This is a genomic window from Billgrantia gudaonensis (genome assembly GCF_900100195.1).
GTDB lineage: Bacteria > Pseudomonadota > Gammaproteobacteria > Pseudomonadales > Halomonadaceae > Halomonas > Halomonas gudaonensis.
In genome coordinates, this window is sequence record NZ_FNES01000002.1 from 352,792 (window position 1) to 379,101 (window position 26,310).

Sequence of the window (26,310 nt, forward strand, 5' to 3'; positions counted from 1 at the left end):
GTCGCGGCCTGCACGGCCGCGCGGATAGAAACCCGGAAGGGGGTCAATTCACCGGGGCCGATCCGATGGTCGCGGGCCGCACGGATAGTAACGACAATCGGCTGGCGGGCAACGCTGTGTTCCAGAGCCCCAAACAGCCTGAGGCGGCCAACAGGTGGAAGCATGTTCGATCCCCTCTTGGATCTTGCTGCCGAATGGTGTTTTGGCTTGGAGTCGCACGAAAGGAGGCTTTTCCTGGGTGAACAAGGTGACTTGACGGGAAAAGTAGGCTGCCTACCTAGTCCTATATCGTCTGCCAAGTCCTCACAGCCATAAGCCTCAGGCTGCCCCGCCCCGCCGCTCTTGAATCTTCCCCTCAATCTCATGCCATACAAAAATTGATATAAATCAACTCGTAGCATTGTGCCTTCCTGCTTCCACATTGGGTGCGCGTTTCGCCGCTAGTCTGCTTGCGGGCCACAACCAGAGAAGGAGGTTCACATGAGCACAGAAGCGACGCACTACGGACGCTTGACGCGCTATCTGCATTGGGCCATGGCGGTACTGTTCGCGTGGCAGTTCGCTTCGGCTGGGGCGCATGCCTGGCTGGAAGACACGGCCGTGGAGGCATTTCTGTGGGCGAGCCACAAGCCGTTGGGCTTGCTGCTGATGCTGCTTGCCATCGTGCGGGTCGTTTGGGGCGTTCTCGATCGCGGTCATCGGCCGCCGGCGGTCAATGCCTGGGCTAGCTTGGGGCATCTGGCGCTGTATCTGCTGATGATCGCCGTTCCCGCCGTGGCGTTGATTCGCCAGTACGGTTCGGGACGTGCCTTCGAGCCGTTCGGCATTCCGCTGATGAGCGGGTTCGAGGGGGAGATCGAGTGGATGACCGCCATCGGCAGCAACTTCCATGGCCTGTTCGGCTGGGTGTTGCTGGTGCTGGTGGTCGGCCATGTGGCCATGGCGCTGTGGCATCGCCACGTCGGCAACCCAGAAGTCATGTCACGCATCACCGGGCGCGGGATTGACTAGCCGGTCCGTTCGGCGAGTCGGCCGGTTGTCGTGCCGGTTGCGCAAGGCGACATCTGTTGCCTGTTGCCTTGGTGTCGCCGCTGCGGCGCTGGACGAGCCGGGGCGTCGTGGCCTTGTTATGCTGTGGGCCATCACCCCGGCAGGAGCGTCCCATGACCGAAACGACCCCGTTCGAGAAAGCGATGGCGGCGCTGGATGCGCTGCACGCCGAAGACCCGCGCCAGGTCACCGTGGCCGGTGAGCCCCAACCCCAGGAGCTGTGGCATGCCGGTCGCATGAGCGATTGGCTGGAGCGGTTGCACGCCTCGCCCGATGAGCTGATACGCTTGGCGGTGCGCGGCCAGCACTTGCAGCGTTGGCAGGTGCCGCGCAGCGATTACCCGGAGGGGCGGGTGGGCTATCTCACCTGGCGCCGCGACCAGGGCCAGCGGGCGGCCGAGACCACGGCACGGCTGATGGTCGAGGCCGGCTACGACGAAGCGCAAGCCGAGCGGACGGCGCGCATGATCCGCAAGCAGGGGCTCGGGCGCGACCCCGGCACCCAGGCGGTGGAGGACTGCGCCTGCCTGGTGTTTCTGGAGAACTACTTCGCCGATTTCTCGAAGCAGGTAGATCACGACCACCTGATCCGCATCGTGCAGAAGACCTGGAAGAAGATGTCGCCGCGCGCTCATGAGCTGGCCCTGGGCCTGCCCATGAGCGACGAGGCGCGTGCGCTGGTGGAAGAGGCGCTGGCCGGATGAACGTCATGGCACGGCGCAGAGTCCCTCGGTCGTCTCGCAGGGCTTGCCGTGGTGCAGGGTGAGGCGCCTTTCATTGAGGTTCATGACCACGCTGAAGAGCGTTTCCATGCGCTCGTCGGGGGGCTGGTCGAGATTCTCGTGGCGGCAGATCGACTGTGGCTCCCCGTGGTGATCGCTGAGCACGCCGAAGAGAGCATCTTCGCCGATCTCGGTCGTGTCGGGAAGCGCCTGCAACAGGGCGTCCAGCCTGGCCAGGCGCGGGCGCGAGTCGGGCCGGGGGAAGTCCTCCACCTGGCAGGTCACGGTGGGCTCGACGAAGTGATTGGTGTGGGTGACGATGCCGCCGCGGGGCGGGAGACGCCCGGGTTCGCCGGGATGCACCTCGAGCCCGCCGGCTCGTCCATCGCGACTGGCCAAGAGGAAATGCGCGGGGGAGCAGACGCGGTCGTGGGTGGCCACGCGCAGGGCGCTGTCGAAGTCGGGACTTTCCAGCATCTTGCGCAGGGCGACGTGGATCGGCAGGCCCGTGCCGCAGGTTTGCGAGCGAATGGCGTTGAGGCAGACGCCGATGCCGGCGGCGTTGAGCCCGATCTTGGCCACCATGCCGGCCTCGCCGACGCTCACCAGCGAGGGCGCGTCGGCGAGGTCGATCTTCAGTGCCACCACGTTGTCGAGCTGGTCGGCGCGCCAGTCCCAGTTCTGGGCCAGCCATTGGTCTCCATGGCGTTGCAGGGCGAAGGCCGAGCAGCCGCCGCTGGCCTGGGTCAGCGAGATTTCGCTGCGGCAGTTCAGCGTCAGAATGTCCTGCCAGTCGAGCCCGGCGCCGTCGGCAATGCCGTGCATTTCATCGAGGATGGCGGGAAAGCCGCGCTCGATCATCGCCGCGAAGCGTTCGGCTTCGCGGCGAGCGGCCTGCCAGCGCAGCCCCACGAAGTCGTGGAACAGGCGGTCGTAGACCGCCACGCTGCGCTGGATGCGTGACGCGTGGGCCCGGCCGTGGGCCAGGCCAACCGCATGGCGGCTACCGCTGAGTTCGGTGAGTTGCATGGATTAGAGAATCTCCTCCAGGAAGTCGGTGAAGGCGGCCCAGGAAGCCTTGTCGGCGCGTTCCTGGTAGCGCTCGGTGTCGAACACGCTGAAGGCGTGCGGGGCACCGGAGTAGATTTCGACGGTGTAGGTCAGCTCGGCGTCTTCCAGTTCTTCCACGAGAGTGGCCACGTCGGCCATCGGCACGGCGGTGTCGGCGCCGCCGTGGGCGATCAGTAGGGGCGGCGTGTCTTCCGGCCACGACTGATCCTCGGGCGTGCCCAGGCCGCCGTGAAAGCTGGTGTAGCCGACTACGTCGTCCGCCTGGCCGGAGCGGGCAATCTCCAGGGCCACGGTGCCGCCGAAGCAGTAGCCCATCACCAGGGTGGAGGTCGCGGCGCCCCGGTCGCGGGCCTCGGCGAGCCCGCCCAGCGTCAGCTCGCGCATGCGCTCGCGGTCGCTATAGAGTGCATTGGTGGCCTCCTGGCGCGCTTCGGTGGTCTTGGGCCGGTTGCCCTGGCCGAAGAGATCCACGGCGAAGGCGTCATAGCCGAGTGCGGCGAGCATGTCGGCGCGCTGGCGTTCGTAGTCGTCCAGGCCGTTCCAGTCGTGAACGATCAGCACCGTGCCCCGGGCCATGTCGCCGCCCGAAGCGAAGTAGCCCTCGAAGGTGTCGTCGCCGATGTCGTAGCTGACGTCCTCGCCGGCCGGTTCGAAGGCATGAGCGCCGGTGGCCAGACCGAGAGCGCAGAGCAGAGTGAGTGAGGTTGTCAGCGGGCGCATGTTGGCCTCCTCGTGATGTGGCTGGGTCCGAACCCCCAGTATAGGCAGAAGGGGATAGGGCCGAGACAAGCGTTGGCGCGGCCGGCTTGTATTTTGACGCCTGGCCTTCCAGATTAAGGGGGCAACCCTTACCCATGAGCCAACAGTGAGCGGAACAACATGAAAAAGAGCGTATTGGCGATGGCGGTGGCAGCGTCCAGCGTGGCGTTTGCCGGCGCCGTGCAGGCAGAAGTGAAGGTGGGTTTCCTGGGCGGTTTCACCGGTGGCATCGAGAGTCTCACGCCGCCCATCTTCGACGGGGCCAAGCTGGCCGTTTCCCAGGTCAACGAGCAAGGAGGCATTCTGGGCGGCCAGGAACTGGTGATGCCCAGTGGCGACACTACCTGCGGCGATGCCTCGGCCGCCTCCAATGCGGCGGATCGCATGGTCAACTCCGAGGAGGTGACGGCCATCGTGGGCGCCCTGTGCACCGGGGCGACCATCGCAGCGGCGAACAACGCGGCGATTCCCGGCGGCGTGGTGATGGTGTCGCCGGCCTCCACGGCACCGGCGGTGACCGATCTCGAGGACAACGATCTCGTCTTCCGTACCGTGCCGTCCGATGCCTTCCAGGGCGAGATGCTGGCCAAACTGCTGATCGAAAAGGGCATCGACACGGTGGCGGTGACCTACGTCAACAACGACTATGGCCGCGGCCTGGCGGATTCCTTCGTCGCCACCTACGAAGCCGAAGGGGGCACCGTCGCCGAGAACCTGGCCCACGAGGACAATCGCGCCGACTACCGTTCCGAGCTGGGTTCCCTCTCGGCCACCGGCGCCGAGACCCTGGTGGTGCTGGCCTATGCCGACACGTCCGGGCAAACGGTGCTGCGCCAGGCCTACGAGAGCGGCATGTTCACCCAGTACGTGGGGGCCGACGGCATGGTCGGCGACAGCCTGGTGGGCGCCGTGGGTGACGACGTGCTCGAGGGCATGATCGCCACGCGGCCCGGCAGCCCCGACCTGCCTGGCACGCCGCTGTTCGAAGAGCAGGCACGAGCCGCCGAGATCGACCCCGGGGCGGTGTTCGCCGCCCAGGCCTACGACGCGGCCTTCCTGCTGGCACTGGCCATCGAACAGAACGGCAATGCCGAGCGCGAAGGGCTCTCCCAGGCGCTGCGCAGCGTGGCCAGCGAGCCCGGCGAGGTCATCCTGCCCGGTGAGTGGGAGAAGGCCGTGCAACTGATCGCCGATGGCAAGGAGATCAACTACGAAGGGGCTTCGGGTCGTCACGAGTTCGACGACAACGGCGACGTGCCCGGCGTGGTGGTCGAGATGGCCGTGGAAGACGGCGAATTCGTGCGCAAGAGGCAGCTGGACCTGTAACTGCCCGGTGCCATGCCGAGCCAGCCCCGGTGGGATGCCACCGGGGCTTTTTCTTGTCTGATGTCATGACCCGGCGATGAGTCGCTTGAATCTGCTGTACGGTGCTGTAGGTTACAAGTCGCCTAACGAATAACGATACAACGGCTTCCCCTGACGGTGTGACTGGTCATCGGGCGCAGACCCGAGCCTCCAATTCGAACAAGGAACGACACCCATGATTTCACGCCGTCTTCACTTCATCACAGCCAACTTGCAGGTCAAGATCCTGCTGCTCGTTCTCATGCCGTTGATCGTTTCCTCTTCCTGCCTGCTGCTGGTCGAGGGGTACGAACGCGTCCAGGCGAACGAGGCGCAGATCGAACAACAGCGCGACCTGCTCCTCGAGTCGCGCCAGCGCGGCGTGCGCAGCAACGTCGAACTCGCCGTCTCCATGGTCGAGCGGATCGCCGCCACCGTCCCCGATACCGAAGAGGCCCAGCAGCGCGCCATCGAGCTGCTCGAGAGCCTGCGTTTCGAGAACGACAACTACGTCTTTGCCTACCGGGCGGACGGCGAGATGCTGGTTCAGCCGGCCGCCCCCGATAGCGTGGGCACCAACATGCTCGATGCCACCGATGCCAATGGCAAGCGGATGATTCGCGACATGGCGGAGCTCGCCGCCCAGGGCGGCGGCTACTACCAGTACGAGTGGCCGCATCCCGGCACCGGCGAGCCCGAGCCCAAGCACTCCTACGCGGATCGCGTCGAGGCGTGGGACTGGGTGATCGGCGCCGGCGTCTACGTCACCGACATCGAAACGGCGATGGTCGAGATCGAAGAGGCGGCCGTGGATCAACTCGTGGCCTCTCTCTTTCGGCTCTGGGCCGTGGGCACCGTGGCCAACCTGATCATTGCCGCCCTGGCCATGTGGCTGGCACGGCGCACCGTCAATCAGGTGCGTTACACGGCCTCGACCATCAAGGAGATCGCCAGCGAGGTGGCAGCCGGCAAGGGCGATCTGACCCGGCGCCTGACGGTGCGTAGCCGCGACGAGATCGGCGAGCTGGGCGAGCAGTTCAACGCCTTCCTGGCGCGCATGCAGGCGATGCTCGGCGACGTTCGCCGCAGTGCGACCTCGGTGTACTACGCGGCCAACGACATCGCCCAGGGCAGCGAGGAGCTGGCCACCCGAACCGACCAGGCCGCGGCCAACCTGCAGGAAACCTCATCGGCCATGGAGGAGATCACCTCCACCGTGGAGAATACCTCCACCCAGGCGCAGCAGGCCGATCGACTGGTCGCCTCCACCGCCGAAGTGGCCGAGCAGGGTCAGTCGGCGATGCAGGAGGTGGAACGAACCATGGATGACATCAACCAGTCTTCGGCCAAGATCGGCGACATCGTGTCGATGATCGACTCCATCGCCTTCCAGACCAACATACTGGCGCTCAATGCCTCGGTGGAGGCGGCACGTGCCGGCGAGCACGGTCGCGGCTTCGCGGTGGTGGCCCAGGAAGTGCGCAAGCTCGCTCAGCGCTCGGCGGATGCCGCCCGCGACATCAAGCAGTTGATCGATTCGTCGGTGTCACAGGCACAGGACGGTACGCGTATCGTGCAGCGCGCTGGCGAAACCATGCGCGGGATCTTCGACAGCGTGAACCAGGTCACGGCGGTGATCTCCGAGATCAGCGCCGGCTCGCGGGAACAGAGCGTGGGTATCGGCGAGGTCAACACGGCGGTCAGCCAGCTCGACACCATGACCCAGCAGAATGCCTCCATGGTCGAGCAGAGTTCGAACACCGCGGCGCAGATGCGCCGCCAGGCCGAGCAGCTCAACGAGCTGATCAGCGGCTTCGTGCTGGGTGATGCATCGGAAGGGCCGAATGCCCCGCCGCGCCAGCCAGGACCCGCGCTCGGCCTGCCTTCTCCGGCACAGACACAGCGCGACCCCAAGCCGGAACCGAAGCCGCGCCACGCATCGCCCGAGGAGGCCGAAAGCGAACCCGAGTGGGAGACTTTCTGAGATCGGCGGTCCGCTGGCATTACGCCAACGGACCGCGACCATGCCGCTCGAACGACCGGCCCGGGAACTGCCCCGGGCCGGTTGCGTTCAGTCGTGGTACTTGACCTTCTCGGGCAGCAGCCCCTTGGGCGCGAAGCGCAGCACCAGGGTGATCAGCAGCCCGATGACGAAGACCCGCGCTTGCAAGGCACGGCTGTCGAGGTTGCCCGGCGAATCCCAGCCGAACCAGGCCTGGCCGATGTCCGCCGCGAAGTGCATCAGGAACAGTGCCAGGGGCTCGGACATGATCCAGATGATGTACACCGCCACGGCACCGAAGATCGTGCCCAGGTTGTTGCCGGGGCCGCCGAGAATGACCATTACCAGCACCAGGAAGGTGTGGTTGAGGGGCAGGTAGCCCTGCGGATCGAACAGGCTGTTGAACGAGCCGAGCACGCCGCCGCCGATGCCCATCAGGATGCAGCCCAGCACGAAGATCTCCAGTCGTCGGCGGTTGATGTCCTTGCCCATGGCGGCGGACGATATCTCGTTGTCGCGGATGGCGCGGATCATGCGTCCCCAGGGAGCGTGGTAGGCGCGGTGCAGCAGGAAGAAGATGGCGGCGATGATGACCGCGGTGAGCGACAGGTAGAGTGCCCGGGCCAGGGTGAAGCCCAGCTCTGCCGGGCCCGGCGTGGGCCAGGGCAGCGGCGAGACGGTCGCGGTGCCGCGGGTCAGCCACTCGGAGTTCTTGAGGAAGGCCTTGATGATCTCGGCGATGCCCAGGGTGGCGATGGCCAGGTAGTCGCTGCGCAGCCCCAGGCAGATCTTGCCGATGAAGTAGCCCATGCCGCCCGCCAATGCGCCGCCGACGATCCAGCCCGTCCAGGCCGGCAGCCCCAGGCCGCCGACGAAGTCGACCCGGCTATGGATCTCTTCGGTGACCGAACGCAGCTCGCTCATGACCACCAGATAGAGCAGTACGGCCACGACCACCGCGATCAACGTGCGCCATCGCTTGGGTAGGCCGAGACGGTCGAGGCGTGTCGCGCCGACGACCACCAGCACGGCGGCGACCAGGTAGAGCAATGCCAGGCCGAGCTCACCGGGCAGTTCGCTGGCCCAGAAGGCTTCGTTGACGGGGACGCTGAACAGCATCGCCGAGAAGCCGCCCAGGGCGACGAAACCCATCACCCCGGCGTTGAACTGGCCGGCATAGCCCCACTGGATGGTCAGCCCCAGCGCCAGGATGGCGTAGCAGGCCGCCTCCACCAGCATGCGCGTACTGTAGGCTCCCCCCATCACGGCGTAGACGCCGAGCACGACCACCAGCAGGGCGGCGAACAGCGCCAGTTCGCGCTTGGGCAGGCGCGAGGGAGCGGCAACGAGGTCGGAGCGTGGTTCGTTTTGCGTGCTCATCAGATCACCTTCCCCTTGAAGATGCCGGTGGGCCGCCACACCAGGATGGCTACCAGGATGAAGAAGGGCACCACGATCTTGTACTCGGTGCCGACGAAGGCCAGGTTGCCGGCCTGGGCGAGCCATTCGGGCAGGCTGTCGCGGAAGGGACGCAGCAGCACCGACCAGTTGAAGACGGCGAGGGTCTCGGCAAAGCCGACCACGAAGCCGCCGGCGATGGCACCGAAGGGATGGCCCACGCCGCCCACGATGGCGGCGGCGAAGATCGGCAGCAGGATGAAGAAACTCAGATCCGGCTTGAAGGTCACGTCCAGCGACAGCAGGGTGCCGGCGATGGTCGCGAGCCCTCCGGCGATGATCCAGGTGACCGCCACGATCAGGTTGATGTTGATGCCGGAGGCCTGGGCCAGGTCGGGGTTGTCGGACATGGCGCGCATCGCCTTGCCCAGTCGCGAGCGGGTGAGGAAGAGGTGCAGGCTCACCACGGCGGCGATGGTCAGCACGAACAGGATGATCTGCGGCTCGGTGATCACGATGGGCGCTCGCGCGCCCTCGAAGGGCAGCGCCAGGCGGAGTATCTCCTTGCGGTCGTCCACGTAGAGGCTCTGCCCGCCGGTGCCGGCGAACAGGCGGATCAGCCCCTGCAGCATCAGGGTCACGCCCAGCGAGCCGATCACCATGACGATCGGCTTGACGCCGTGGGCGCGCAGCGGCTTGTAGAAGGCGCGGTCGATGCCCACGGCGAGCAGTGCGGTGAACAGCATGGCCAGCGGCAGCATGACCACGGCGGTGGGCAGGCCCACGGCGTCGCCGGCGCCGGGAAACAGCAGGGTGAGCAGCAGGACCATGAAGGCGCCGAAGGTCATCATGTCGGCGTGGGCGAAGTGGGCGAAGCGCATGATGCTGAACACCAGCGTGACGCCCACCGCGCCGATGGCATAGATCGAGCCGCTGACGCTGCCGGCGATCACTACGTTGTTGATGAAGAAGACGAGTTCGTTCACGACGTTCACTCCCGTTGAGGCGCCAGGCTCAGCCGCCCAGAAAACTCTTGGCGACTTCCGGGTCGGCCAGCAGGGCCGCGCCGGTATCGGTGAAGCGGTTCTGGCCGGCGGCCAGCACGAAGCCCTTGTCGGCGATGGCCAGTGCCTGCTTGGCGTTCTGTTCCACCATCAGGATGCCCACGCCGGCGGCGTTGATCTCCTTCACGCGTTCGAAGATTTCGTTCATGTAGAGCGGCGAGAGGCCGGCGGTGGGCTCGTCGAGCAGCAGCAGGTCCGGTTCGGCCATCAGCGCGCGGCCCATGGCCACCATCTGGCGCTGGCCCCCGGAGAGCTCGCCCGCCGGCTGGTGGCGCTTGTCGTAGAGCGGCGGGAAGAACCCGTAGACGGTCTCGAGCATGCGCCGCGTGTTGTGCGGCTTGAGAAAGGCGCCCATCTCCAGGTTCTCCTTCACCGTGAGGCTGGGGAAAACGTTCTTCTCCTGGGGAATGAAGCCCATGCCCTTCTGTACCAGCTTGTTGGGCGGTAGGTTGTGAATCGGCTCGCCGCGCAGCAGGATCTCGCCCTGGTTGACGGTGAGCAGCCCGAAGATGGCCTTGAGCATGGTGGATTTGCCGGCGCCATTGGGGCCGACGATCACCCCGATCTCGTCGGCTTCGATGGCCATGTTCACCCCGTTGAGGATGTTCATGCCGCCATAGCCGCCGTGCACGTCGCGTGCGTCGAGTAGTGGCATTGTGGTTGTCCCAGCGTAAGGATCGTTGTGTCGTTGTCGGTCCGGCCCGCAGGTCGGCACCGGCTCTCTTCAAGCGACGTTGGAGCCGAAGTAAGCCTCGATCACCTGCGGATCGTTCTGTATCTCCTCGATGGTGCCTTGCACCATCACGCTGCCCTGGGCGAGCACGATCACCGGGTCGCAGAGCCGTGCGATCATGTCCATGTCGTGCTCGATGACCAGAAAGGTGTAGCCCATCTCGCGGTTCAGGCGCTCGATGTTGCTCACCAGATCGCCCAGCAGAGTGCGGTTGACCCCGGCGGCGATCTCGTCGAGCAAGACCACGCGGGCGTCGGTCATCATGGTACGGCCGAGCTCGAGCAGCTTCTTCTGGCCGCCGGAGAGGTTGCCGGCCAGTTCGTTGCGCACGTGGTGCAGGCCGATGAAGTCGATCACTTCCAGGGCGCGGCGGCGTACCTCGGCTTCCTGAAGTCGAACCATGCCCGGCTTCAGCCAGGCGTTGAACAAGTTCTCTCCGGCCTGGTCGGGCGGCACCATCATCAGGTTTTCCAGCGCCGTCAAGTGGGAGAACTCATGGGCGATCTGGAACGTGCGCAACAGCCCCTTGTGGAAGAGTTCGTTGGCCGGCCGGTTGGTGATGTCCTCGCCGTCGAGCAGCACCTGTCCGCTGTCCAGCGGCAGGGTGCCGGCGATGATGTTGAACAGCGTCGACTTGCCGGCGCCGTTGGGGCCGATCAGCCCGGTGATCGAACCTTGCTCGACCTGGATCGAGCAGTCGTTGATGACTTCGAGGCCGCCGAAGGCCTTGTTGACGTGTCTGACGTCGATGATGGCTGCCATCTGGGGTATGCCCCCTGTCCAGTCGCTGTTGTCGTTGTTTGGCGCCGTCGCTGGTTGCGCGGCGTCTCGATTCTTCGTCATGCCGATACGGCGTTCATTGCTCCCGGCTGGCGTCGGCCAGGAAGGTGCGGCCCGCGGCGAAGGCGCCGACGATCACCAGCGCCCCGATGGTGGGAATCAGGTAGCCCTCTATCTGCGGGATGCTGCGCAGGAAGACGAAAGCCACCGCCGCCGGGGCCACGAAACGCACCAGAAAACGCCAGGTGGCGAACCAGCCTTCGCTGGTACGCATTTCCTTCATCACCTCGGAATGGGTCAACGCCCAGCCCGCGAACAGGGCGATCATCAGGCCGCCCAGCGGCATGAAGATGTTGGTGAGCAGTTCGATGAAGCCGAAGGCGCTGCGTCCGAACAGGGCGTGGAAAATGGTCCCCTCGGCCCACAGGTTGAAGCTGACCACGGTGAGCAGCCCCAGCGTCCAGCTGGCCACCACCATGAGGGTGACCGCCTGGGGGCGGGTGAGGTCGAAGCGCTCGACCAGGTAGGCCGCGACCGGCTCGATCAGCGAGATCGACGAGCTGATGGCCGCCCCCAGTACCAGGATGAAGAAGACGCCCCCGATCAGGGCACCGAACGGCATTTCGGCGAACGCCAGCGGCAGGGTGACGAACATCAGCCCCGGGCCCTGGCCGGCATCCAGCCCGGCGCCGAACACCAGCGAGAAGATGGCCAGGCCGGCGATCATGGCCACCGCGGTGTCGACCACGGCGATGGCGAAGGCGGTGCGGGTCAGCGAGGCCTCGCCGGACATGTAAGCGCCGTAGGCCATGATCGCCCCCATGCCGAGGCTCAGGGTGAAGAACGACTGGCCCATGGCCTCCAGCCAGCCCTCGAGGCTCAGATCGGCGATGTTGAAGGTGAACAGGAAGCTGGCCGCGGCGGCGAAGTCGCCGTTGGCGATGCCATAGGCCAACACCACCAGCAGGATCGCGAACAGCGCCGGCATCATGATGCGCAGGCTGTTTTCGATGCCCCTGTGGATGCCCAGGCCGACGATCAGCCCCGAGGCGATGATGAACAGGGTGTGATAGAGCGTGAGCAGCCCCGGTGACGCGAGCAGGGCGTCGAAGCCGGCGCCGATGGTCTCGGCGTCGGCGCCGGCCAGCGAGCCGGTGAGCATCTGCCAGGTGTAGTGGATCGCCCAGCCGGCGATCACCGAATAGAAGCTCAGGATCAGGAAGGCCGAAACGGCCCCCAGCCAGCCGATGGTTTCCCAGGCGCGCGAGGTATCGTGCGTCTTGGTCAGGTGGCGCATGCCCATGATGGGGCTCTGTCGACTGGCGCGCCCCAGCATGGTCTCGGCGATCAGGATGGGAATGCCCACGGCGAAGATGGTCAGGCCATAGATCAGGATGAAGGCGCCGCCGCCGTTCTCGCCGGCCAGATAGGGAAAGCGCCACAGGTTGCCCAGGCCCACTGCGGAGCCGACGGCGGCCAGCAGGAAGGTGCCCTTGTGTGTCCAGACGTTGTGCGTGCTCATTGAGGGTCCAGCGCTCGGTGGCGGCCTTGTGGGCCGGTGGAACATTGCGTTTGGGTAAACGAGCTTAACTGTGCCAGAAACGCCTGTCTTTGCCAGCGGTCAAGCGTTAAGGGTGCGTTGGGCTAGGCCAGGTGACGCCGGGCAGCGATCATGGGTCTTCGTCGTCCGCGCTATCGTTCGCCGGGCCGGGCTCGAAGGCGCGCTTGTCGTCCGGCAGGCGTACGGTGTCGCCCCGGTGCAGCTTGTCCACGCTTTCTTGGCGCTCGCCGCTGGCTGGGGCGATGATCGCCGCTACCTCGCCGATGCTCGTGCCGTCGACGTAGGCATCGACGCGAATGCGCACCACCCGGCCACGGTAGCGCGCCGAAAGGATGTCGCCCGGCCCGGGTTCGGAGTAGCCGGTGGGGTCGTGTTCGAAATGGCTCAGTACGCTGTCGGCGCCGGGGTCGTCCCATTCGACATGGCGATGCATGGCGGTCTCCTCGTTACCGATGGATGGTTCGGCTCAAGAGTATCCCCTGCTGGGTTCCCAAGCCCAGCGTTGCGAAGCATTCGAAACCGATGCCCGGGTCATTACCACAGCGCCCGCCGGATGGCGGGCGCTGGGCGGGACGAGACCGGTTCACTTCTTGCCGGCGCGCTTGCGCTCGTGTTCCTTGAGGTGCTTCTTGCGCAGACGGATGTGGTTGGGGGTCACCTCCACCAGCTCGTCGTCGTCGAGGAACTCGATGGCCTGTTCCAGGGTGAACTTCACCGGCGGGGTCAGCACGATGTTCTCGTCGTTGCCCGAGGCGCGCATGTTGTCGAGCTTCTTGCCCTTGGTGGGGTTGACCACCAGGTCGTTGGCGCGGTTGTGGATGCCCACCAGCATGCCTTCGTAGACCTCGGTGCCATGGTCGATGATCAGCTTGCCGCGCTCCTGTAGCGCATACAGCGCATAGGCCAGTGCCTTGCCGTCGACCATCGAGACCAGCACGCCGTTGCGGCGCTCGATGGCGGCATCGGGCTTGAGCGAACCGTAGTGGTCGAAGCGGCTGGTGAGGATGCCGGTGCCCGAGGTGAGGGTGAGGAACTGACCGCGGAAGCCGATCAGCCCGCGCGCCGGAATGATGAAGTCCAGCCGCACCCGGCCCTTGCCGTCGGGGTTCATGTTGGTCAGCTCGCCCTTGCGGTAGCCGAGCTCCTCCATGATGGCGCCCTGGTGCTGCTCCTCGCAGTCGATGATCACCTCTTCGTAGGGTTCCTGCTTGACCCCGTCGATCTCCTTGATGATCACCTCGGGACGGCCCACGGCCAGCTCGAAGCCTTCGCGGCGCATGGTCTCGATCAGCACCGACAGGTGCAGCTCGCCGCGGCCGGAGACCTTGAACTTCTCCGGCGAATCGCCCTGCTCGACGCGCAGTGCCACGTTGTGGATCAGTTCCTGGTCGAGGCGATCCTTGATGTTGCGGCTGGTGATGTACTTGCCGTCGCGTCCGGCGAAGGGCGAATCGTTGACCTGGAAGGTCATGGAGACGGTGGGTTCGTCCACCGACAGCGGCGGCAGGGCCTCCACGACGTTCGGGTCGCACAGGGTGTCGGAAATGGCCAACGAGTCGATGCCGGTGATGCAGATGATGTCGCCGGCGGTGGCCTGGTCGGTCTGCACGCGTTCCAGGCCCAGGTGGGTCATCACCTGGCCGACCTTGCCGCGGCGCTCCTGGCCCTCCTTGCTGACGACCACTACCTGCTGGTTGGGCCTCACGGCGCCGCGGGTGATGCGGCCCAGGCCGATGACGCCCACGTAGCTGGAGTAGTCCAGTGCCGAGATCTGCATCTGCAAGGGGCCGTCGATCTCGACCTTGGGCGGTTCGACGATGTCGACGATGGCCTGGAACATCGGCGTCATGTCGTCGGCCAGTTCTTCGGGGTCGGGGCCGGCGATGCCGTTGAGCGCCGAACAGTAGATGATCGGGAAGTCGAGCTGTTCGTCGCTGGCGCCGAGGTTGTCGAACAGGTCGAAGATCTGGTCGATGACCCAGTCGGGGCGCGCGCCGGGGCGGTCGATCTTGTTGACCACCACGATGGGCTTCAGGCCCTGGTCGAAGGCCTTCTGGGTTACGAAGCGGGTCTGCGGCATGGGGCCGTCCACGGCGTCCACCAGCAGCAGCACCGAGTCGACCATCGACATCACGCGTTCCACCTCGCCGCCGAAGTCGGCGTGCCCGGGGGTGTCGACGATGTTGATGTGGTAGTCCTCGCCGCCGGGAGCCTGCCAGCGGATCGCCGTGTTCTTGGCCAGGATGGTGATGCCGCGCTCCTTCTCCTGGTCGTTGGAGTCCATGATGCGCTCCTGCCCCTCGGCCTTGCGGTCGAGGGTGCCGGATTGGCTCAGCAGCTTGTCGACCAGGGTGGTCTTGCCGTGGTCCACGTGGGCGATGATGGCGATGTTGCGTAGGCTCTCGATGCGAGAGCCGCTGGCTTGGGTGCTCATAGGTGTCGCTCGTCGATCGGTTCGCACCGCTTGTACACCGGTGAGGCGTGCCCTGGGCGCGGTGAGGGGAGATGGAATGGTGGCGCATTGTACAGACAAGCGGGGAAGGGGAATAGCGAAAAGGTCGTCAGGCCGATGAGCGGTCGATGCGTGCCTGGCAGGCGCGTAGGCGCTCGAGCAGGTTGGGCAGCGCTTCCTGGTCGAGCGCCGGGTCGAAGCCGCCGATGCGCTCGAACCAGGTGCGGGCGATGCACAGCGTCTCGGCAGGCAGATGACCTTGCAGACGGCGCCGCAGCCGGGTGAGACGGCCCAGCGGGCGCGATGTGAACACCGCTGCGTCGTCCTGCTGACGTTCGATGCGTTCGGTCACCTGGGCCAGCCAGTCGAGGGTCAGGCGCGCATCGGGGGCGGGAAACATCAGAATGTCGCCCTGGCTGCGTGCGACGGCGGCGTTGAGGCGATCGCCCAGCGGGGTGCCTTCGCAGGTCAGCAGTCGGGCGCCATAGCGCTCTGCCAGGCGCGGCAGGCGCGCATCGCCGGTGTCGTCGGCCACCAGCAGCTCGAAGGGCTCGGGGCGGCTGCGTGCCAGGCGCTGGAGAGCATGGAGCTGCCGAGGGAGCCGATGACCCGTCATTCGAACATCGAGAATCAAGCTGAGGGTCATGGCAGGGCAGGCTCCACATGTCGACGATCATCGGGCGGGCACGAAGACGGAGCGGGTCAGGCCTGCTCTGTAATGAAGTGTAGTGTTTGGTCATGAAAAGTTGCAAATTGCGCGATGGCTGACACTCGTGCCCGGACAGGGCGTCGCGCAGCCATGCGGCAGGCGGGTGTCGTTGCGCGCGGGTGGCCATCACTGCGGCTGACTTGCACGATATTGGTGCCGCGGCGTCCAGTCATGCCCGTTAATGGTGCAGACATGTCGCTCGGCAAGCCGCGACAGGCGCTCGAATGATCGAATGGCCCGACAGGCACCTTTAGAGCGCTTTGAAAAGTCGCTTTCATTCAGTGAGATAGGGTCGTTTTCGTCAAGTCGGTGCAAGATTGGCACGCTGCCTGCATTGTAATGGCCAGTGCCATGATCGCGCATGGCAGCCGTGGGCGGGAAGCTTGCGGCGTGCTACAACCAATGCTGGTACGCAACTGCGCAGCGGGTCGCCCATGGCGGCCGACGCTCGAACCATCGCTCAAACGGAGGACACCATGTCTGCCAAGACTCTCGCCCTGATCGAAGAACACGACATTCAGTGGGTCGATCTGCGCTTCACCGACACCAAAGGCAAGGAACAGCACGTCACCATCCCGGCGCGGGACGTGGACGAGGAATTCTTCGAGAACGGTCAGATGTTCGATGGCTCGTCCATTTCCGGCTGGAAGGGCATCAACGAGTCCGACATGATCCTGCGTCCGGAAGACGGCACCGGCTTTCTCGACCCCTTCACCGAGGATGCTACCCTGGTGCTGCGCTGCGATATCATCGAGCCGGCCACCATGCAGGGCTACGACCGTGACCCGCGCTCCATCGCCAAGCGTGCCGAAGCCTATCTGAAATCCAGCGGCCTGGGCGATACCGCCTTCTTCGGCCCCGAGCCGGAATTCTTCATCTTCGACGAAGTGCACTGGAAGGCCGACATCGAAGGCGCCATGTACAAGATCACCTCCGAAGAGGGCGCCTGGTCCACGGACCGGTCCATCGAAGGCGGCAACCTGGGCCACCGTCCGCGCGTCAAGGGCGGCTATTTCCCGGTGCCCCCGGTGGACAGCTTCCACGATATCCGCGGTGCCATGTGCAACACTCTGGAAGCCATCGGCCAGACCGTCGAGGTGCACCACCACGAGGTGTCCAATGCCGGCCAGAACGAGATCGGCGTCAAGTTCAACACCCTGGTGAAGAAGGCCGACGAGCTGCAGGAGATGAAGTACGTGGTGCACAACGTGGCCCACGCCTACGGCAAGACCGCCACCTTCATGCCCAAGCCGCTGGTCGGCGACAACGGTAGCGGCATGCACGTGCACCAGTCGTTCTGGAAGGGTGGCGAGAACCAGTTCGCCGGTGACGAGTACGCGGGTCTCTCCGAGATGGCCCTCTACTACATCGGCGGCATCATCAAGCACGCCCGTGCCCTGAACGCCTTCGCCAACGCTTCCACCAACTCTTACAAGCGTCTGGTGCCGGGCTTCGAGGCGCCGGTCATGCTGGCCTACAGTGCTCGCAACCGCTCCGCTTCCATCCGCATTCCCTACACCGCGAGCCCCAAGGGCAAGCGCGTCGAGTTGCGTTTCCCCGACCCGACCGCCAACCCCTACCTGTGCTTCGCGGCGATGCTGATGGCCGGTATCGACGGCATCAAGAACAAGATCCATCCCGGCGACGCCATGGACAAGAACCTCTATGACCTGCCGCCGGAAGAGGGCAAGGCCATCCCGACCGTGGCCGAGAGCCTCGACCAGGCCCTGGAAGCGCTGGATGCCGATCGTGCCTTCCTCACCGAAGGTGGCGTGTTCACCGACGAGATGATCGATGCCTACATCGAGCTCAAGGAAGAAGACGTCGAGCGCCTACGCATGACCACCCATCCGGTCGAGTTCGACATGTACTACAGCTGCTGAACCAGCCGGTTCGCCGTTGCGGCGCCGCCCACTGGTGGCGCCGGCAGAGGGGCCCCGCCACGGCGGGGCCTCTGTCGTGTCTGGTTGCCGTCAATACGGGGTCTGGCATGCCTGGCCGCCGGCGTGGCACTCTGCGACGAGCCCGCCACACTGCGAGGAAATACCGATGACCAAGACGCTGTTGTCGATCGTTCTGGGCCTGATCCTGGCCGCCCCGGCTGGCGCGACCACCGTCTACCGCACCACCGACGAACAAGGCAACGTGGTGTTCACCGACAACCCGGAGCGTGGCGGCGAGAAGGTTGAGCTGAAGCCGCTCACCGTGGTGCCGGCACGAGGCGAGGTACGGCGCGATGAGGCCTCGTCGGCCCCGGCCGAACCTGAGGGAGAGCGGCAGGCGGCGAGCGAATCGTCGCCGTTCATGCCCTACGACCGTTTCGGCATCGCCGCGCCGGCGAACGAGGAAACCCTGCCGACCGGGGCCGCAGGCAAGGTGGCGGTGGAGCTCGCCATCGAGCCGCCGCTGCGCGAGGATCATCGCGTGCGCCTGCTGGTGGATGGCGAGATCAGCCAGAGTGCCCTGCATACCGACGCCTTCCTGCTCAACGATTTGCCCCGCGGTGAGCACGTGCTGCAGGCCGAACTGCTGGATGCGGGCGGTGACGTGCGCCATCGCAGCGATCCGGTGACCCTGTATGTCCAGCGTGCCAGCGTCAACCTGCCTCAGAATCCCAACAACCCCGCTGGGGGCGATTGAGCGACGCACCGTATCGGCCAGAAGTGGTCAGCGGACCTTTCTGTGATGCACCATGGTGGTGCGCTGCATGTTCGCGAGCGTGTGCCAGGTGCCGCCATGGCGGTGCTTTCGAGTTGGCGCGCTTCTTGCAATTCCCTCCATGACGACCTGCGGTTGCGCCATGTCGGCGCGCCTGCTCGCCGCAGGTGCAGCTGCACAGCGAGGAAGGATCCATGTATCGACGCCTGCTGGAACACCTCACCACGGCGGTGCTGCTCTTGGACGAGCGGCTTGCCGTGCGCTGGATGAACCCCGCTGCCGAGGCATTGCTGGCGGTGAGCCTGGGGCGCGTCACCGGCACGCCCTTGCCGGCGTTGCTGCCTGTGGACGACGGCATGCAGGAGGTGCTGGCCAAGGCCCGCGACGACGGCCACCCCTTCACCCAGCGCGAGGTGCGTCTGGCACTGCTGGGGGGGGCGACCCTCACCATCGACTATACCGTCACGCCGTTGTCTGCCGAGGAACTGCTGGTGGAGATGGAGCCGCGTGACCGACTGCTGCGCATTTCCCGCGAAGAAGCGCTGCTCAACCGCCAGGAGGCGATCAAGGTACTGTCGCGCGGGCTGGCCCACGAAGTGAAGAATCCGCTCGGCGGCATTCGCGGTGCGGCACAGCTGCTCGAACGCGATCTCGAAGACCCGGCCCTGAGAGAGTTCACCCACGTCATCGTCGAGGAGGTGGACCGCCTGCGCGACCTGGTGGACACCATGCTGGGACCCAATCGCATCGATCAGCACGCGCCGCTCAATGTCCACAAGGTGCTGGAACGGGTGCGGGCCCTGCTCGTTGCCGAGACGCCCGACGTACGCATCGAGCGCGATTACGATCCCAGCCTGCCGGATTTTCCCGGCGACGAGGCGCAGATGATCCAGGCCGTGCTCAACGTGGCGCGCAATGCCGTGGAGGCGATGCGCGAGGCCGGCACCGAGGCGCCGCAGCTGATGATGCGCACCCGCGCGCGGCGTCAGTTCACCCTGGGGGCCGAGCGTCATCGCCTGGTGTGCGAGGTGGCGCTGATCGACAACGGCCCCGGGATTCCCGAGAGCCTGCAGGAAACGCTCTTCTACCCGATGGTATCGGGGCGCGCCGACGGCAGTGGCCTGGGGCTCTCCATCGCTCAGGGCATTCTGCACCAGCACCAGGGGCTGATCGAATGCGATTCTCGCCCCGGGCATACCGAATTTCGCTTGCTGATTCCCTTGGAGAGGCACCATGACTGACGTCGCACGCGTCGTGATCGTCGATGACGATCGCGCCATTCGCTGGGTGCTGGAGCGCGCCCTGGCTCAGCCCGACATCGAGGTCGAGAGCATCGACCGTGCCGACAAGGCGTTGGGACGTCTGCTCGATGACCCGCCCGACGTCCTGGTCACCGACATTCGCATGCCGGGCATCGACGGGCTCGACCTGATGTCGCGCCTGCGCGAGGCGCATCCCGAGCTGCCGGTGATCGTGATGACCGCCCATTCCGACCTGGACAGTGCGGTGGCCTCCTACCAGGGCGGCGCCTTCGAATATCTGCCCAAGCCGTTCGATGTCGACGAGGCGCTGGCACTGGTGCGCCGGGCCGTGGCGCACGCCCGGGAGCGCAAGCGACCGGTGACGCCGCCGGAGGGCCTGCACGCCGAGATCATCGGCGAGGCCCCGGCCATGCAGGAGGTCTTCCGCGCCATCGGCCGGCTCTCGCAGTCGCACATCACGGTGCTGATCAATGGCGAGTCGGGCACCGGCAAGGAGCGCGTGGCGCGTGCCCTGCACCAGCACAGCCCGCGGGCCGGTCAGCCGTTCATCGCGCTCAACATGGCGGCGATCCCCCGCGATCTGATCGAGTCGGAGCTGTTCGGTCACGAAAAGGGCGCCTTCACCGGGGCGACCGCGCAGCGCCAGGGGCGTTTCGAGCAGGCCAATGGCGGCACCCTGTTTCTCGACGAGATCGGCGACATGCCGGCCGAGACGCAGACCCGCCTGCTGCGCGTGCTGGCCGACGGCGAGTTCTACCGCGTGGGTGGCCACACCCCCGTGAAAGTGGACGTGCGCATCATCGCCGCCACCCACCAGAACCTGGAGACCCTGGTGGACGATGGCCGCTTTCGCGAGGATCTCTTCCATCGGCTCAACGTCATCCGCGTGCACTTGCCCAAGCTGGCCGAGCGGCGCGAGGACATCCCGCGGCTGGCGCGCCATTTCCTGGCCGAGGCGGCCAAGGAACTGGCCACCGATACCAAGGTGCTGACCAAGGAAGCCGAGGCGCACCTGATGCGCCTGGCCTGGCCGGGGAACGTGCGCCAGCTGGAGAATACCTGCCGCTGGCTGACGGTGATGGCCTCGGGGCGCGAGGTGCTGGTGGAAGATCTGCCGCCGGAGCTGCTGCAGCCCGGCGCCGCCGAGGGCAGCGTGGGCGACTGGCGGGCGGCCTTTCGCGACTGGGCCGACCGCGCGCTGGCGGCAGGGCATACCCACCTGCTGGAAGAAGCGGTCCCGGATTTCGAACGCATCCTCATCGAGACCGCGCTCAAGCACACCGGAGGTCGCAAGGGCGAGGCCGCAGAGCTGCTGGGCTGGGGTCGCAACACCCTGACTCGCAAGCTCAAGACGCTGCTGCCGTCGCTGGCCGACAGCGACTGAGCGCTGGCGCGTCTACAACGAAAGGCGCATTGTTGACGGCGGCGGCCCTGCCGTAGCGTCGAGGCTTGCTACCTGTCATGCAATAGGACAGCCTCGATGCCCCCTGATGTTTGCACGCTCCCCGCCTCGCTGCGGCATGTCCACGTCACCGAGGTGGGGCCGCGCGATGGCCTGCAGAACGAGCCGGTGACGCTGCCCACCGCCGACAAGGTGGCACTGGTGCGCTCGCTGGTCGATGCAGGGGTGCGCGAGTTCGAGCTCACCTCCTTCGTCAGCCCGCGGGCGGTGCCGGCCCTGGCCGATGCTGCCGAGCTGGTCGCCGAGGTGCGTCGGATCGAGGGCCTGCACCTCTCCGCGCTGGTGCCCAACGAGCGCGGTGCCGAGCGGGCCCTCGCCGCTGGCGTCGACTCGGTGGTGCTGTTCGTCTCGGCCTCCGAGAGCCACAACGCCAAGAACGTCAACCGCAGCGTGGCCGACTCGCTGGCCGGCTTCGAACGTATCGCCCGCTCGCTGGAGGGTAGCGACGTGGCATTGCGGGGAGCCATCGCCACCAGCTTCGGCTGCCCCTTCGAGGGCGAGGTGTCGGTGGCAGCGGTGGGACGCATCGCCCAGCACTTCGCCGACCTCGGTGCCCGCTACGTGTCGCTGGGCGATACCACCGGCATGGCCACGCCGCCGCTGGTGACCGAGCGCATCGAGCATCTGCGCCAAGTGGCGCCGACCGTCTCGCCCACCCTGCACTTCCACAATACGCGTGGCCTCGGTCTGGTCAACGTGCTGCAGGGATTGATGCTGGGCGTCGATCGCTACGAGAGCGCCATCGGCGGGCTGGGAGGCTGTCCGTTCGCGCCGGGGGCGTCGGGCAACATCGCCAGCGAGGATCTGATCTATCTGCTCGACGAGCTGGGCCTCGAGACCGGCATCGAACTGGAGGGCATGATCGAGGCTGCCCGGCTGGCCGCGCGCTTGATGGGGCGCGAGTTGCCCGCCCAGGTTTCCAAGGCGGGCCCGCGGCTGGCCACGCACGATGCCGACCGGACGCTGGCGGCCAGGGGGTAGCTCGCAGATGACGGACTCGCAGCCCTACGGCAGCCTGGCGGGCATTCGCGTCATCGACCTGACGCGGGTGATCTCCGGCCCCTTCTGCACGCAGATCCTCGGCGACCACGGTGCCGACGTGATCAAGGTCGAGTCGCCCGGCAAGGGCGACGTGGTGCGCGGTCAGGGCAACATGATCAACGGCGAAAGCTGGTACTTCGCTCAGTTCAACCGCAACAAGCGCTCGTTGACCCTGAATCTGCGCAGCGACGAAGGCAGGGAGATCCTGCATCGGCTGCTGGCCGAAGCCGACGTGCTGGTGGAGAACTTCCGCCCCGGGGTGCTGGCCAGGATGGGCCTCGACGACGACACGCTGCGCGAGCGCTATCCGCAACTGGTAGTGGGGCGCATCAACGGCTTCGGTTCCACCGGTCCCTATCGCGACCGTCCGGCCTATGACTTCATCGCCCAGGCCATGAGCGGTTTCATGGGGGTGAACGGTCCGGCCGACGGTGAGCCGATGCGCGCCGCCCCGCCGATCAGCGACATGGTTGCCAGCCAGAACCTGGCTTTCGGCATCTGCGCGGCCCTGGTGCGCCGCGAGCGAACGGGGCAGGGCGACATCGTCGAGACGGCGCTGACCAATGGCCTGATCGCCATGCTGGGCTACCTGGCCGCCGAGTTCTTCGCCACCGACCGCCTGCCGGCGCGTACCGGCAACGATCACCCCATGCTCTATCCTTACGGGCTGTTCAAGGCCAGCGACGGCGAAGTCGCCATCGCCCCCAGCAACGACACCATGGTGGAGCGCTTTCTCGGTGCCCTGGACAGGCTGGATCTGCTCGACGATGCGCGTTTCGCCGACAACGCGCGGCGCATGGCCAATCGCGATGCACTGCGCGAGATCCTCAACGGCATCATCGAAACGCGCCGGGTGGACGACTGGATCGAGCACCTCAATCGGGCCGGTGTGCCGTGCGGCCGGGTGCACGACCTGCGCGAGACCTTCGCCGACCCGCAGGTCCGCGCTCATGAGATGCGGCTGGAACTGGAGCAGGCCTCCGGCAAGATTCCGGTGACGGGCTTTCCCGTCAAGCTGCGCGAGGCGCCGGCGACGCTCTGTCATCCGGTGCCGCGTCTGGGTGAACACACTCGCCAACTGCTCGGCGAACTCGGCCTGGCCGAACGCGAACTTGACGACCTTGCCGCGCGCGGTGTCATCTGAACTACCCTGACAACGGTCGCCCTCCGGGCAGCCGATGACCCTGGTGCCGAGGTCCTGCCGTGCACCGCCATGACGCTTCACAACAACAATGCGGAGGAATACGCCAATGAAATCCATCACCCCAAGCCTGTCGGGCATCGCCGCCACCGCCGTGCTGAGTGCCGGCCTGGTCTTCAGTGCACCGAGCCAGGCGCTGCCCATCAGCGAGTGCATCGCTCCCGCCGATCCCGGCGGCGGCTGGGACTTCACCTGCCGCAGCGTCGGCAAGCTGTTGCACGAGCTGGAACTGGTCGAAGACCCCGTCCAGGTAACCAATCGACCCGGCGGCGTCGGGGCCGTGGCCTTCTCCAACGTGGCCAGCAACCATGCCGATGACAGCGACATCATCGTGGCTACCAGCACCGTCGGGGTCACCCAAATCGCCCAGGGCAAGTATCCGGGCGGTGCCGACACCATGCGCTGGCTGGGCATGCTGGGTACCGACGTGGGCGTGATCCTGGTCGACGACGATAGCGAGTACGAGACCCTGAATCAGTTGCTCGACGACATCGTCGAGGATCCGAGTGCCTTGTCCATGGCGGGCTCCAGCGGCGCCGGGGGCTGGGACCATATCCGTGCGCTGATGGTGGCCAAGGCCGCGGGCTTGCCGGCCGACCAGTTCGGTGCACTGCGCTGGGTGCAGTTCGACGGTGGCGGTCCGGCGGTGACCCAGATGATGGGGGGACATGTGGACGTGGTCTCGACCGACCTGGGCGAGATCGCCGGCTTCATCGAATCGGGCGACGTGCGGGTGCTGGCGGTGCTCTCCGAGGAGCCGCTGCCCGAGCCCTTCGATGACCTGCCCACCGCTGCCTCCCAGGGCTATGACGTGGCCGGCTACAACTGGCGCGGCTTCTATACCGGCGGCGAGGTCTCCAACGAGGACTACGCCGCCATGGTGGAGGATCTCCAGACGCTGTACGAGAGCGACGAGTGGAAAACGGTCGCCCAGGAGAACGGCCTGGTGCCGCTGTGGCGTGGCGGTGACGAATTCGACGACTTCGTGCGCGAATCCATCGACGAGGTGGAGGCCATTTCCCGCGAGATCGGAGTTCTCGAGTGAGCGAAGCAGGAGACCTGACCGACCGTGTCCCCGGCACGGTCGGCGACCGGATCGCCGGAGCGGTGCTACTGGTGTTGGCGGTGGCTGCCTGGTGGCTGTCCCACGACTACACCAGCGGTTTCGGTCAGTCGGTGGGGCCGGGGGCCTTCCCGCGACTGGTGAGCGTGCCGCTGGGCGTGCTGGCGCTCTATCTGATGCTGCGCCCGGGGTTCAACCAGCGCTGGCCTCGCCGGGCCGCCCAACTGCGACAGCTGGGCATGCTGGCGGTGCTGGCCTTATATGCCGGGCTGGTCGAGCCGCTGGGCTTTCTGCCCAGCGCCCTGCTCGCGGTAGTCGTACTGATCCGTCTGTTCGGGGCGCGCTGGAGACAGGCACTGCCTTTCGGCGCCCTGCTGACCTCGAGCCTCTATCTGCTTTTCGAATTCGCGCTGGGCATGCCGCTTCCCGACATGCCCGGTCTGGACTGGTAACCGCCCGACATGGAAATCCTCGCCTATCTCGCCCAGGGCTTCGCCGTGGCTCTCGAGCCCCAGAACCTCTTCCTGGCTCTCATCGGTTGCGCCCTGGGCACCCTGATCGGAGCGCTGCCGGGGCTGGGGCCGGTCAATGGCGTGGCGCTGATGATCCCCTTGACCTTCAACTTCGGGCTCTCGGCCACGGCGGCGCTGATCCTGCTGGTCAGCGTCTACTACGGCTGCATGTACGGCGGGCGCATCAGCTCCATACTCCTCAACATTCCCGGTGACGAGCCGGCGATGATGACCACCCTGGACGGTTACCCCATGGCGCTGAAGGGGCGCGGCGGCGAGGCGCTGGGGCTCACCGGGGTGGCGTCCTTCGTGGGCGCCTTGTTGGCCACCATCGGACTGACGCTGTTCGCCCCGGTGCTGGTCGGCTTCGCCATTCGCTTCGGTCCCGCCGAGTATTTCGCGTTGTTCGTGCTGGCTTTTGCCACCATCGGCGGTGTGACCGGCGGCAACCTGGCGAAGAGCTTCCTGGCCGCCTGCCTGGGTCTGCTGCTCGGCACGGTGGGCATCGACTCGGTGAGCAGCGTGGCTCGCTACACTTTCGGCTGGTACGAGCTGTATGACGGCATCGATTTCATCGTGGCTCTGGTGGGGCTGTTCGCCATCTCCGAGTGCCTGGTGTTCCTGGAGAACACTCGCCAGGACAACCGGCCCACCATGGTGGTGGGTTCTGCACTACCGGGGGTGCGGACCGCCTGGCGGTGCCGCAACACCATCGCGCGCAGCTCGCTGCTGGGCTTCGTCGCCGGGGTGCTGCCGGGAGCCGGCGCGGCACTGGGCAGTTTCCTCTCCTATACCCTGGAGCGGCGCTGGCTGGGCCGCCGTGGCGACTTCGGCAATGGCGATCCGCGTGGCGTGGCAGCTCCCGAGGCGGGCAACAATGCCGCCGCCGGTGGCTCGCTGATTCCCATGCTGTCGTTGGGCATTCCCGGCAGCGGCACCACGGCCATCCTGCTGGCGCTGCTGCTGTCGATGAACGTCACCCCGGGACCGCTGCTGTTCGACAACCAGCCGGAGCTGGTGTGGGGGCTGGTGGCCGCGCTGTTCATCGGCAATCTGCTGCTGCTGGCGCTCAACATTCCCCTGGTGGGGCTGTTTGCCCGGGTGCTGCGTGCACCGGGCTGGTTCCTGATGCCCATGGTGGTGATGGTGGCCTTCGTGGGCGTCTATTCGTTGAGCAACAGCGCCTTCGACCTCTACCTGATGCTGGCCTTCGGCGTGCTGGGCTATGTGCTGCGCAAGCTCGAAATCCCCACCGTTCCGGTAGTGCTGGGCCTTCTGCTGGGCGGACAGATGGAGTACAACCTGCGCCGCGCCATGTCGATCTCGGGCGGCGAGTGGAGCATCATCTGGAGCAGCGGCATCTCGGTGGGCATCTACCTCTTCGCCATTGCTCTGCTCGCCGGCGGGCTGCTGTTCCACTGGTTCGTCAAGCGTCGCCCCGCAGTGGGGTGATAGCCAAGCCGCGG

At 66.2% G+C, this 26,310-nt stretch carries 23 protein-coding genes; 13 read left to right on the forward strand and 10 right to left on the reverse strand.

The features are described 5' to 3' along the window. The first annotated feature begins 480 nt into the window (after positions 1 to 480). Both BLP96_RS03715 and BLP96_RS03720 read left to right on the forward strand, forming a co-directional pair. Positions 481 to 1,011: a cytochrome b gene (locus tag BLP96_RS03715; protein ID WP_089683196.1), complete on the forward strand. Its 531-nt coding sequence runs from the start codon at positions 481 to 483 to the stop codon at positions 1,009 to 1,011. 152 nt (positions 1,012 to 1,163) lie between these two features. Then, positions 1,164 to 1,754 (forward strand): DUF4202 domain-containing protein, encoded by a 591-nt coding sequence (locus BLP96_RS03720; protein ID WP_089683198.1) that lies wholly within the window; start codon positions 1,164 to 1,166, stop codon positions 1,752 to 1,754. A 3-nt stretch (positions 1,755 to 1,757) separates the two neighbouring features. Here the strand turns inward: BLP96_RS03720 and BLP96_RS03725 are convergent, their stop codons facing one another. Together BLP96_RS03725 and BLP96_RS03730 are read right to left on the reverse strand one after the other, a co-directional pair. Further along, entirely contained in the window at positions 1,758 to 2,801 is a 1,044-nt protein-coding gene (locus tag BLP96_RS03725; protein WP_089683201.1) for a C45 family autoproteolytic acyltransferase/hydrolase, read from the reverse strand. A 3-nt stretch (positions 2,802 to 2,804) separates the two neighbouring features. After that, positions 2,805 to 3,563: a dienelactone hydrolase family protein gene (locus BLP96_RS03730; RefSeq protein WP_089683203.1), complete on the reverse strand. Its 759-nt coding sequence runs from the start codon at positions 3,561 to 3,563 to the stop codon at positions 2,805 to 2,807. A 159-nt stretch (positions 3,564 to 3,722) separates the two neighbouring features. Here BLP96_RS03730 and BLP96_RS03735 point away from each other — a divergent pair, with 159 nt between their 5' ends. Then, on the forward strand, positions 3,723 to 4,928 hold the full coding sequence (locus tag BLP96_RS03735) for an ABC transporter substrate-binding protein (protein ID WP_089683206.1): 1,206 nt from the start codon (positions 3,723 to 3,725) through the stop codon (positions 4,926 to 4,928). A 214-nt stretch (positions 4,929 to 5,142) separates the two neighbouring features. Then, positions 5,143 to 6,930: a methyl-accepting chemotaxis protein gene (locus BLP96_RS03740; RefSeq protein ID WP_089683208.1), complete on the forward strand. Its 1,788-nt coding sequence runs from the start codon at positions 5,143 to 5,145 to the stop codon at positions 6,928 to 6,930. An 87-nt stretch (positions 6,931 to 7,017) separates the two neighbouring features. Here BLP96_RS03740 and BLP96_RS03745 read toward each other — a convergent pair whose 3' ends face one another. The 8 genes from BLP96_RS03745 to BLP96_RS03780 form a co-directional block, all read right to left on the reverse strand. Continuing rightward, positions 7,018 to 8,328 (reverse strand): branched-chain amino acid ABC transporter permease, encoded by a 1,311-nt coding sequence (locus BLP96_RS03745; RefSeq protein WP_089683211.1) that lies wholly within the window; start codon positions 8,326 to 8,328, stop codon positions 7,018 to 7,020. Then, complete coding sequence (locus BLP96_RS03750; RefSeq protein ID WP_089683214.1) at positions 8,328 to 9,332, reverse strand: branched-chain amino acid ABC transporter permease; 1,005 nt, start codon at positions 9,330 to 9,332, stop codon at positions 8,328 to 8,330. Before BLP96_RS03750 ends, BLP96_RS03745 begins: the two co-directional genes overlap by 1 nt. Positions 9,333 to 9,360: 28 nt before the next feature. Continuing rightward, positions 9,361 to 10,065, reverse strand: a complete 705-nt coding sequence (locus BLP96_RS03755; RefSeq protein WP_089683216.1) for an ABC transporter ATP-binding protein — start codon at positions 10,063 to 10,065, stop codon at positions 9,361 to 9,363. A gap of 69 nt (positions 10,066 to 10,134) precedes the next feature. Then, positions 10,135 to 10,905, reverse strand: coding sequence for an ABC transporter ATP-binding protein (locus BLP96_RS03760; RefSeq protein ID WP_089683219.1), 771 nt, complete (start codon positions 10,903 to 10,905; stop codon positions 10,135 to 10,137). A gap of 94 nt (positions 10,906 to 10,999) precedes the next feature. After that, positions 11,000 to 12,445, reverse strand: coding sequence for a sodium-dependent transporter (locus tag BLP96_RS03765; RefSeq protein ID WP_089683222.1), 1,446 nt, complete (start codon positions 12,443 to 12,445; stop codon positions 11,000 to 11,002). A 148-nt stretch (positions 12,446 to 12,593) separates the two neighbouring features. Beyond that, entirely contained in the window at positions 12,594 to 12,917 is a 324-nt protein-coding gene (locus BLP96_RS03770; RefSeq protein WP_089683224.1) for a hypothetical protein, read from the reverse strand. Positions 12,918 to 13,067: 150 nt separating this feature from the next. Next, on the reverse strand, positions 13,068 to 14,918 hold the full coding sequence (typA, locus tag BLP96_RS03775) for a translational GTPase TypA (RefSeq protein ID WP_089683227.1): 1,851 nt from the start codon (positions 14,916 to 14,918) through the stop codon (positions 13,068 to 13,070). A gap of 127 nt (positions 14,919 to 15,045) precedes the next feature. Beyond that, positions 15,046 to 15,582 (reverse strand): glycosyltransferase family A protein, encoded by a 537-nt coding sequence (locus tag BLP96_RS03780; RefSeq protein WP_089683229.1) that lies wholly within the window; start codon positions 15,580 to 15,582, stop codon positions 15,046 to 15,048. A 539-nt stretch (positions 15,583 to 16,121) separates the two neighbouring features. Here BLP96_RS03780 and glnA point away from each other — a divergent pair. From glnA to BLP96_RS03825, 9 genes are all read left to right on the forward strand, one after another. After that, on the forward strand, positions 16,122 to 17,528 hold the full coding sequence (gene glnA, locus BLP96_RS03785) for a glutamate--ammonia ligase (RefSeq protein ID WP_089683231.1): 1,407 nt from the start codon (positions 16,122 to 16,124) through the stop codon (positions 17,526 to 17,528). A 166-nt stretch (positions 17,529 to 17,694) separates the two neighbouring features. Continuing rightward, a complete protein-coding gene (locus BLP96_RS03790; RefSeq protein ID WP_089683234.1) occupies positions 17,695 to 18,285 on the forward strand; it encodes a DUF4124 domain-containing protein in 591 nt (196 codons plus the stop codon). A 212-nt stretch (positions 18,286 to 18,497) separates the two neighbouring features. After that, entirely contained in the window at positions 18,498 to 19,544 is a 1,047-nt protein-coding gene (gene glnL / locus BLP96_RS03795) for a nitrogen regulation protein NR(II) (protein ID WP_089683237.1), read from the forward strand. Then, positions 19,537 to 20,949 carry a nitrogen regulation protein NR(I) gene (gene ntrC / locus BLP96_RS03800; protein ID WP_089683241.1) on the forward strand — a complete coding sequence of 471 codons (1,413 nt, stop codon included), beginning with the start codon at positions 19,537 to 19,539 and terminating at the stop codon, positions 20,947 to 20,949. Before glnL ends, ntrC begins: the two co-directional genes overlap by 8 nt. Before the next feature lie 96 nt (positions 20,950 to 21,045). After that, positions 21,046 to 22,008, forward strand: coding sequence for a hydroxymethylglutaryl-CoA lyase (locus BLP96_RS03805; protein ID WP_089683242.1), 963 nt, complete (start codon positions 21,046 to 21,048; stop codon positions 22,006 to 22,008). A gap of 7 nt (positions 22,009 to 22,015) precedes the next feature. Beyond that, positions 22,016 to 23,212 carry a CaiB/BaiF CoA transferase family protein gene (locus BLP96_RS03810; protein WP_089683245.1) on the forward strand — a complete coding sequence of 399 codons (1,197 nt, stop codon included), beginning with the start codon at positions 22,016 to 22,018 and terminating at the stop codon, positions 23,210 to 23,212. 106 nt (positions 23,213 to 23,318) lie between these two features. Further along, positions 23,319 to 24,314 (forward strand): Bug family tripartite tricarboxylate transporter substrate binding protein, encoded by a 996-nt coding sequence (locus BLP96_RS03815; RefSeq protein WP_089683248.1) that lies wholly within the window; start codon positions 23,319 to 23,321, stop codon positions 24,312 to 24,314. Continuing rightward, entirely contained in the window at positions 24,311 to 24,784 is a 474-nt protein-coding gene (locus BLP96_RS03820; RefSeq protein ID WP_176761446.1) for a tripartite tricarboxylate transporter TctB family protein, read from the forward strand. Before BLP96_RS03815 ends, BLP96_RS03820 begins: the two co-directional genes overlap by 4 nt. Before the next feature lie 9 nt (positions 24,785 to 24,793). Beyond that, the gene (locus BLP96_RS03825) at positions 24,794 to 26,296 is read left to right on the forward strand and encodes a tripartite tricarboxylate transporter permease (protein WP_089683256.1); all 1,503 of its coding nucleotides are present in this window, start codon (positions 24,794 to 24,796) and stop codon (positions 26,294 to 26,296) included. Positions 26,297 to 26,310 lie beyond the last annotated feature (14 nt).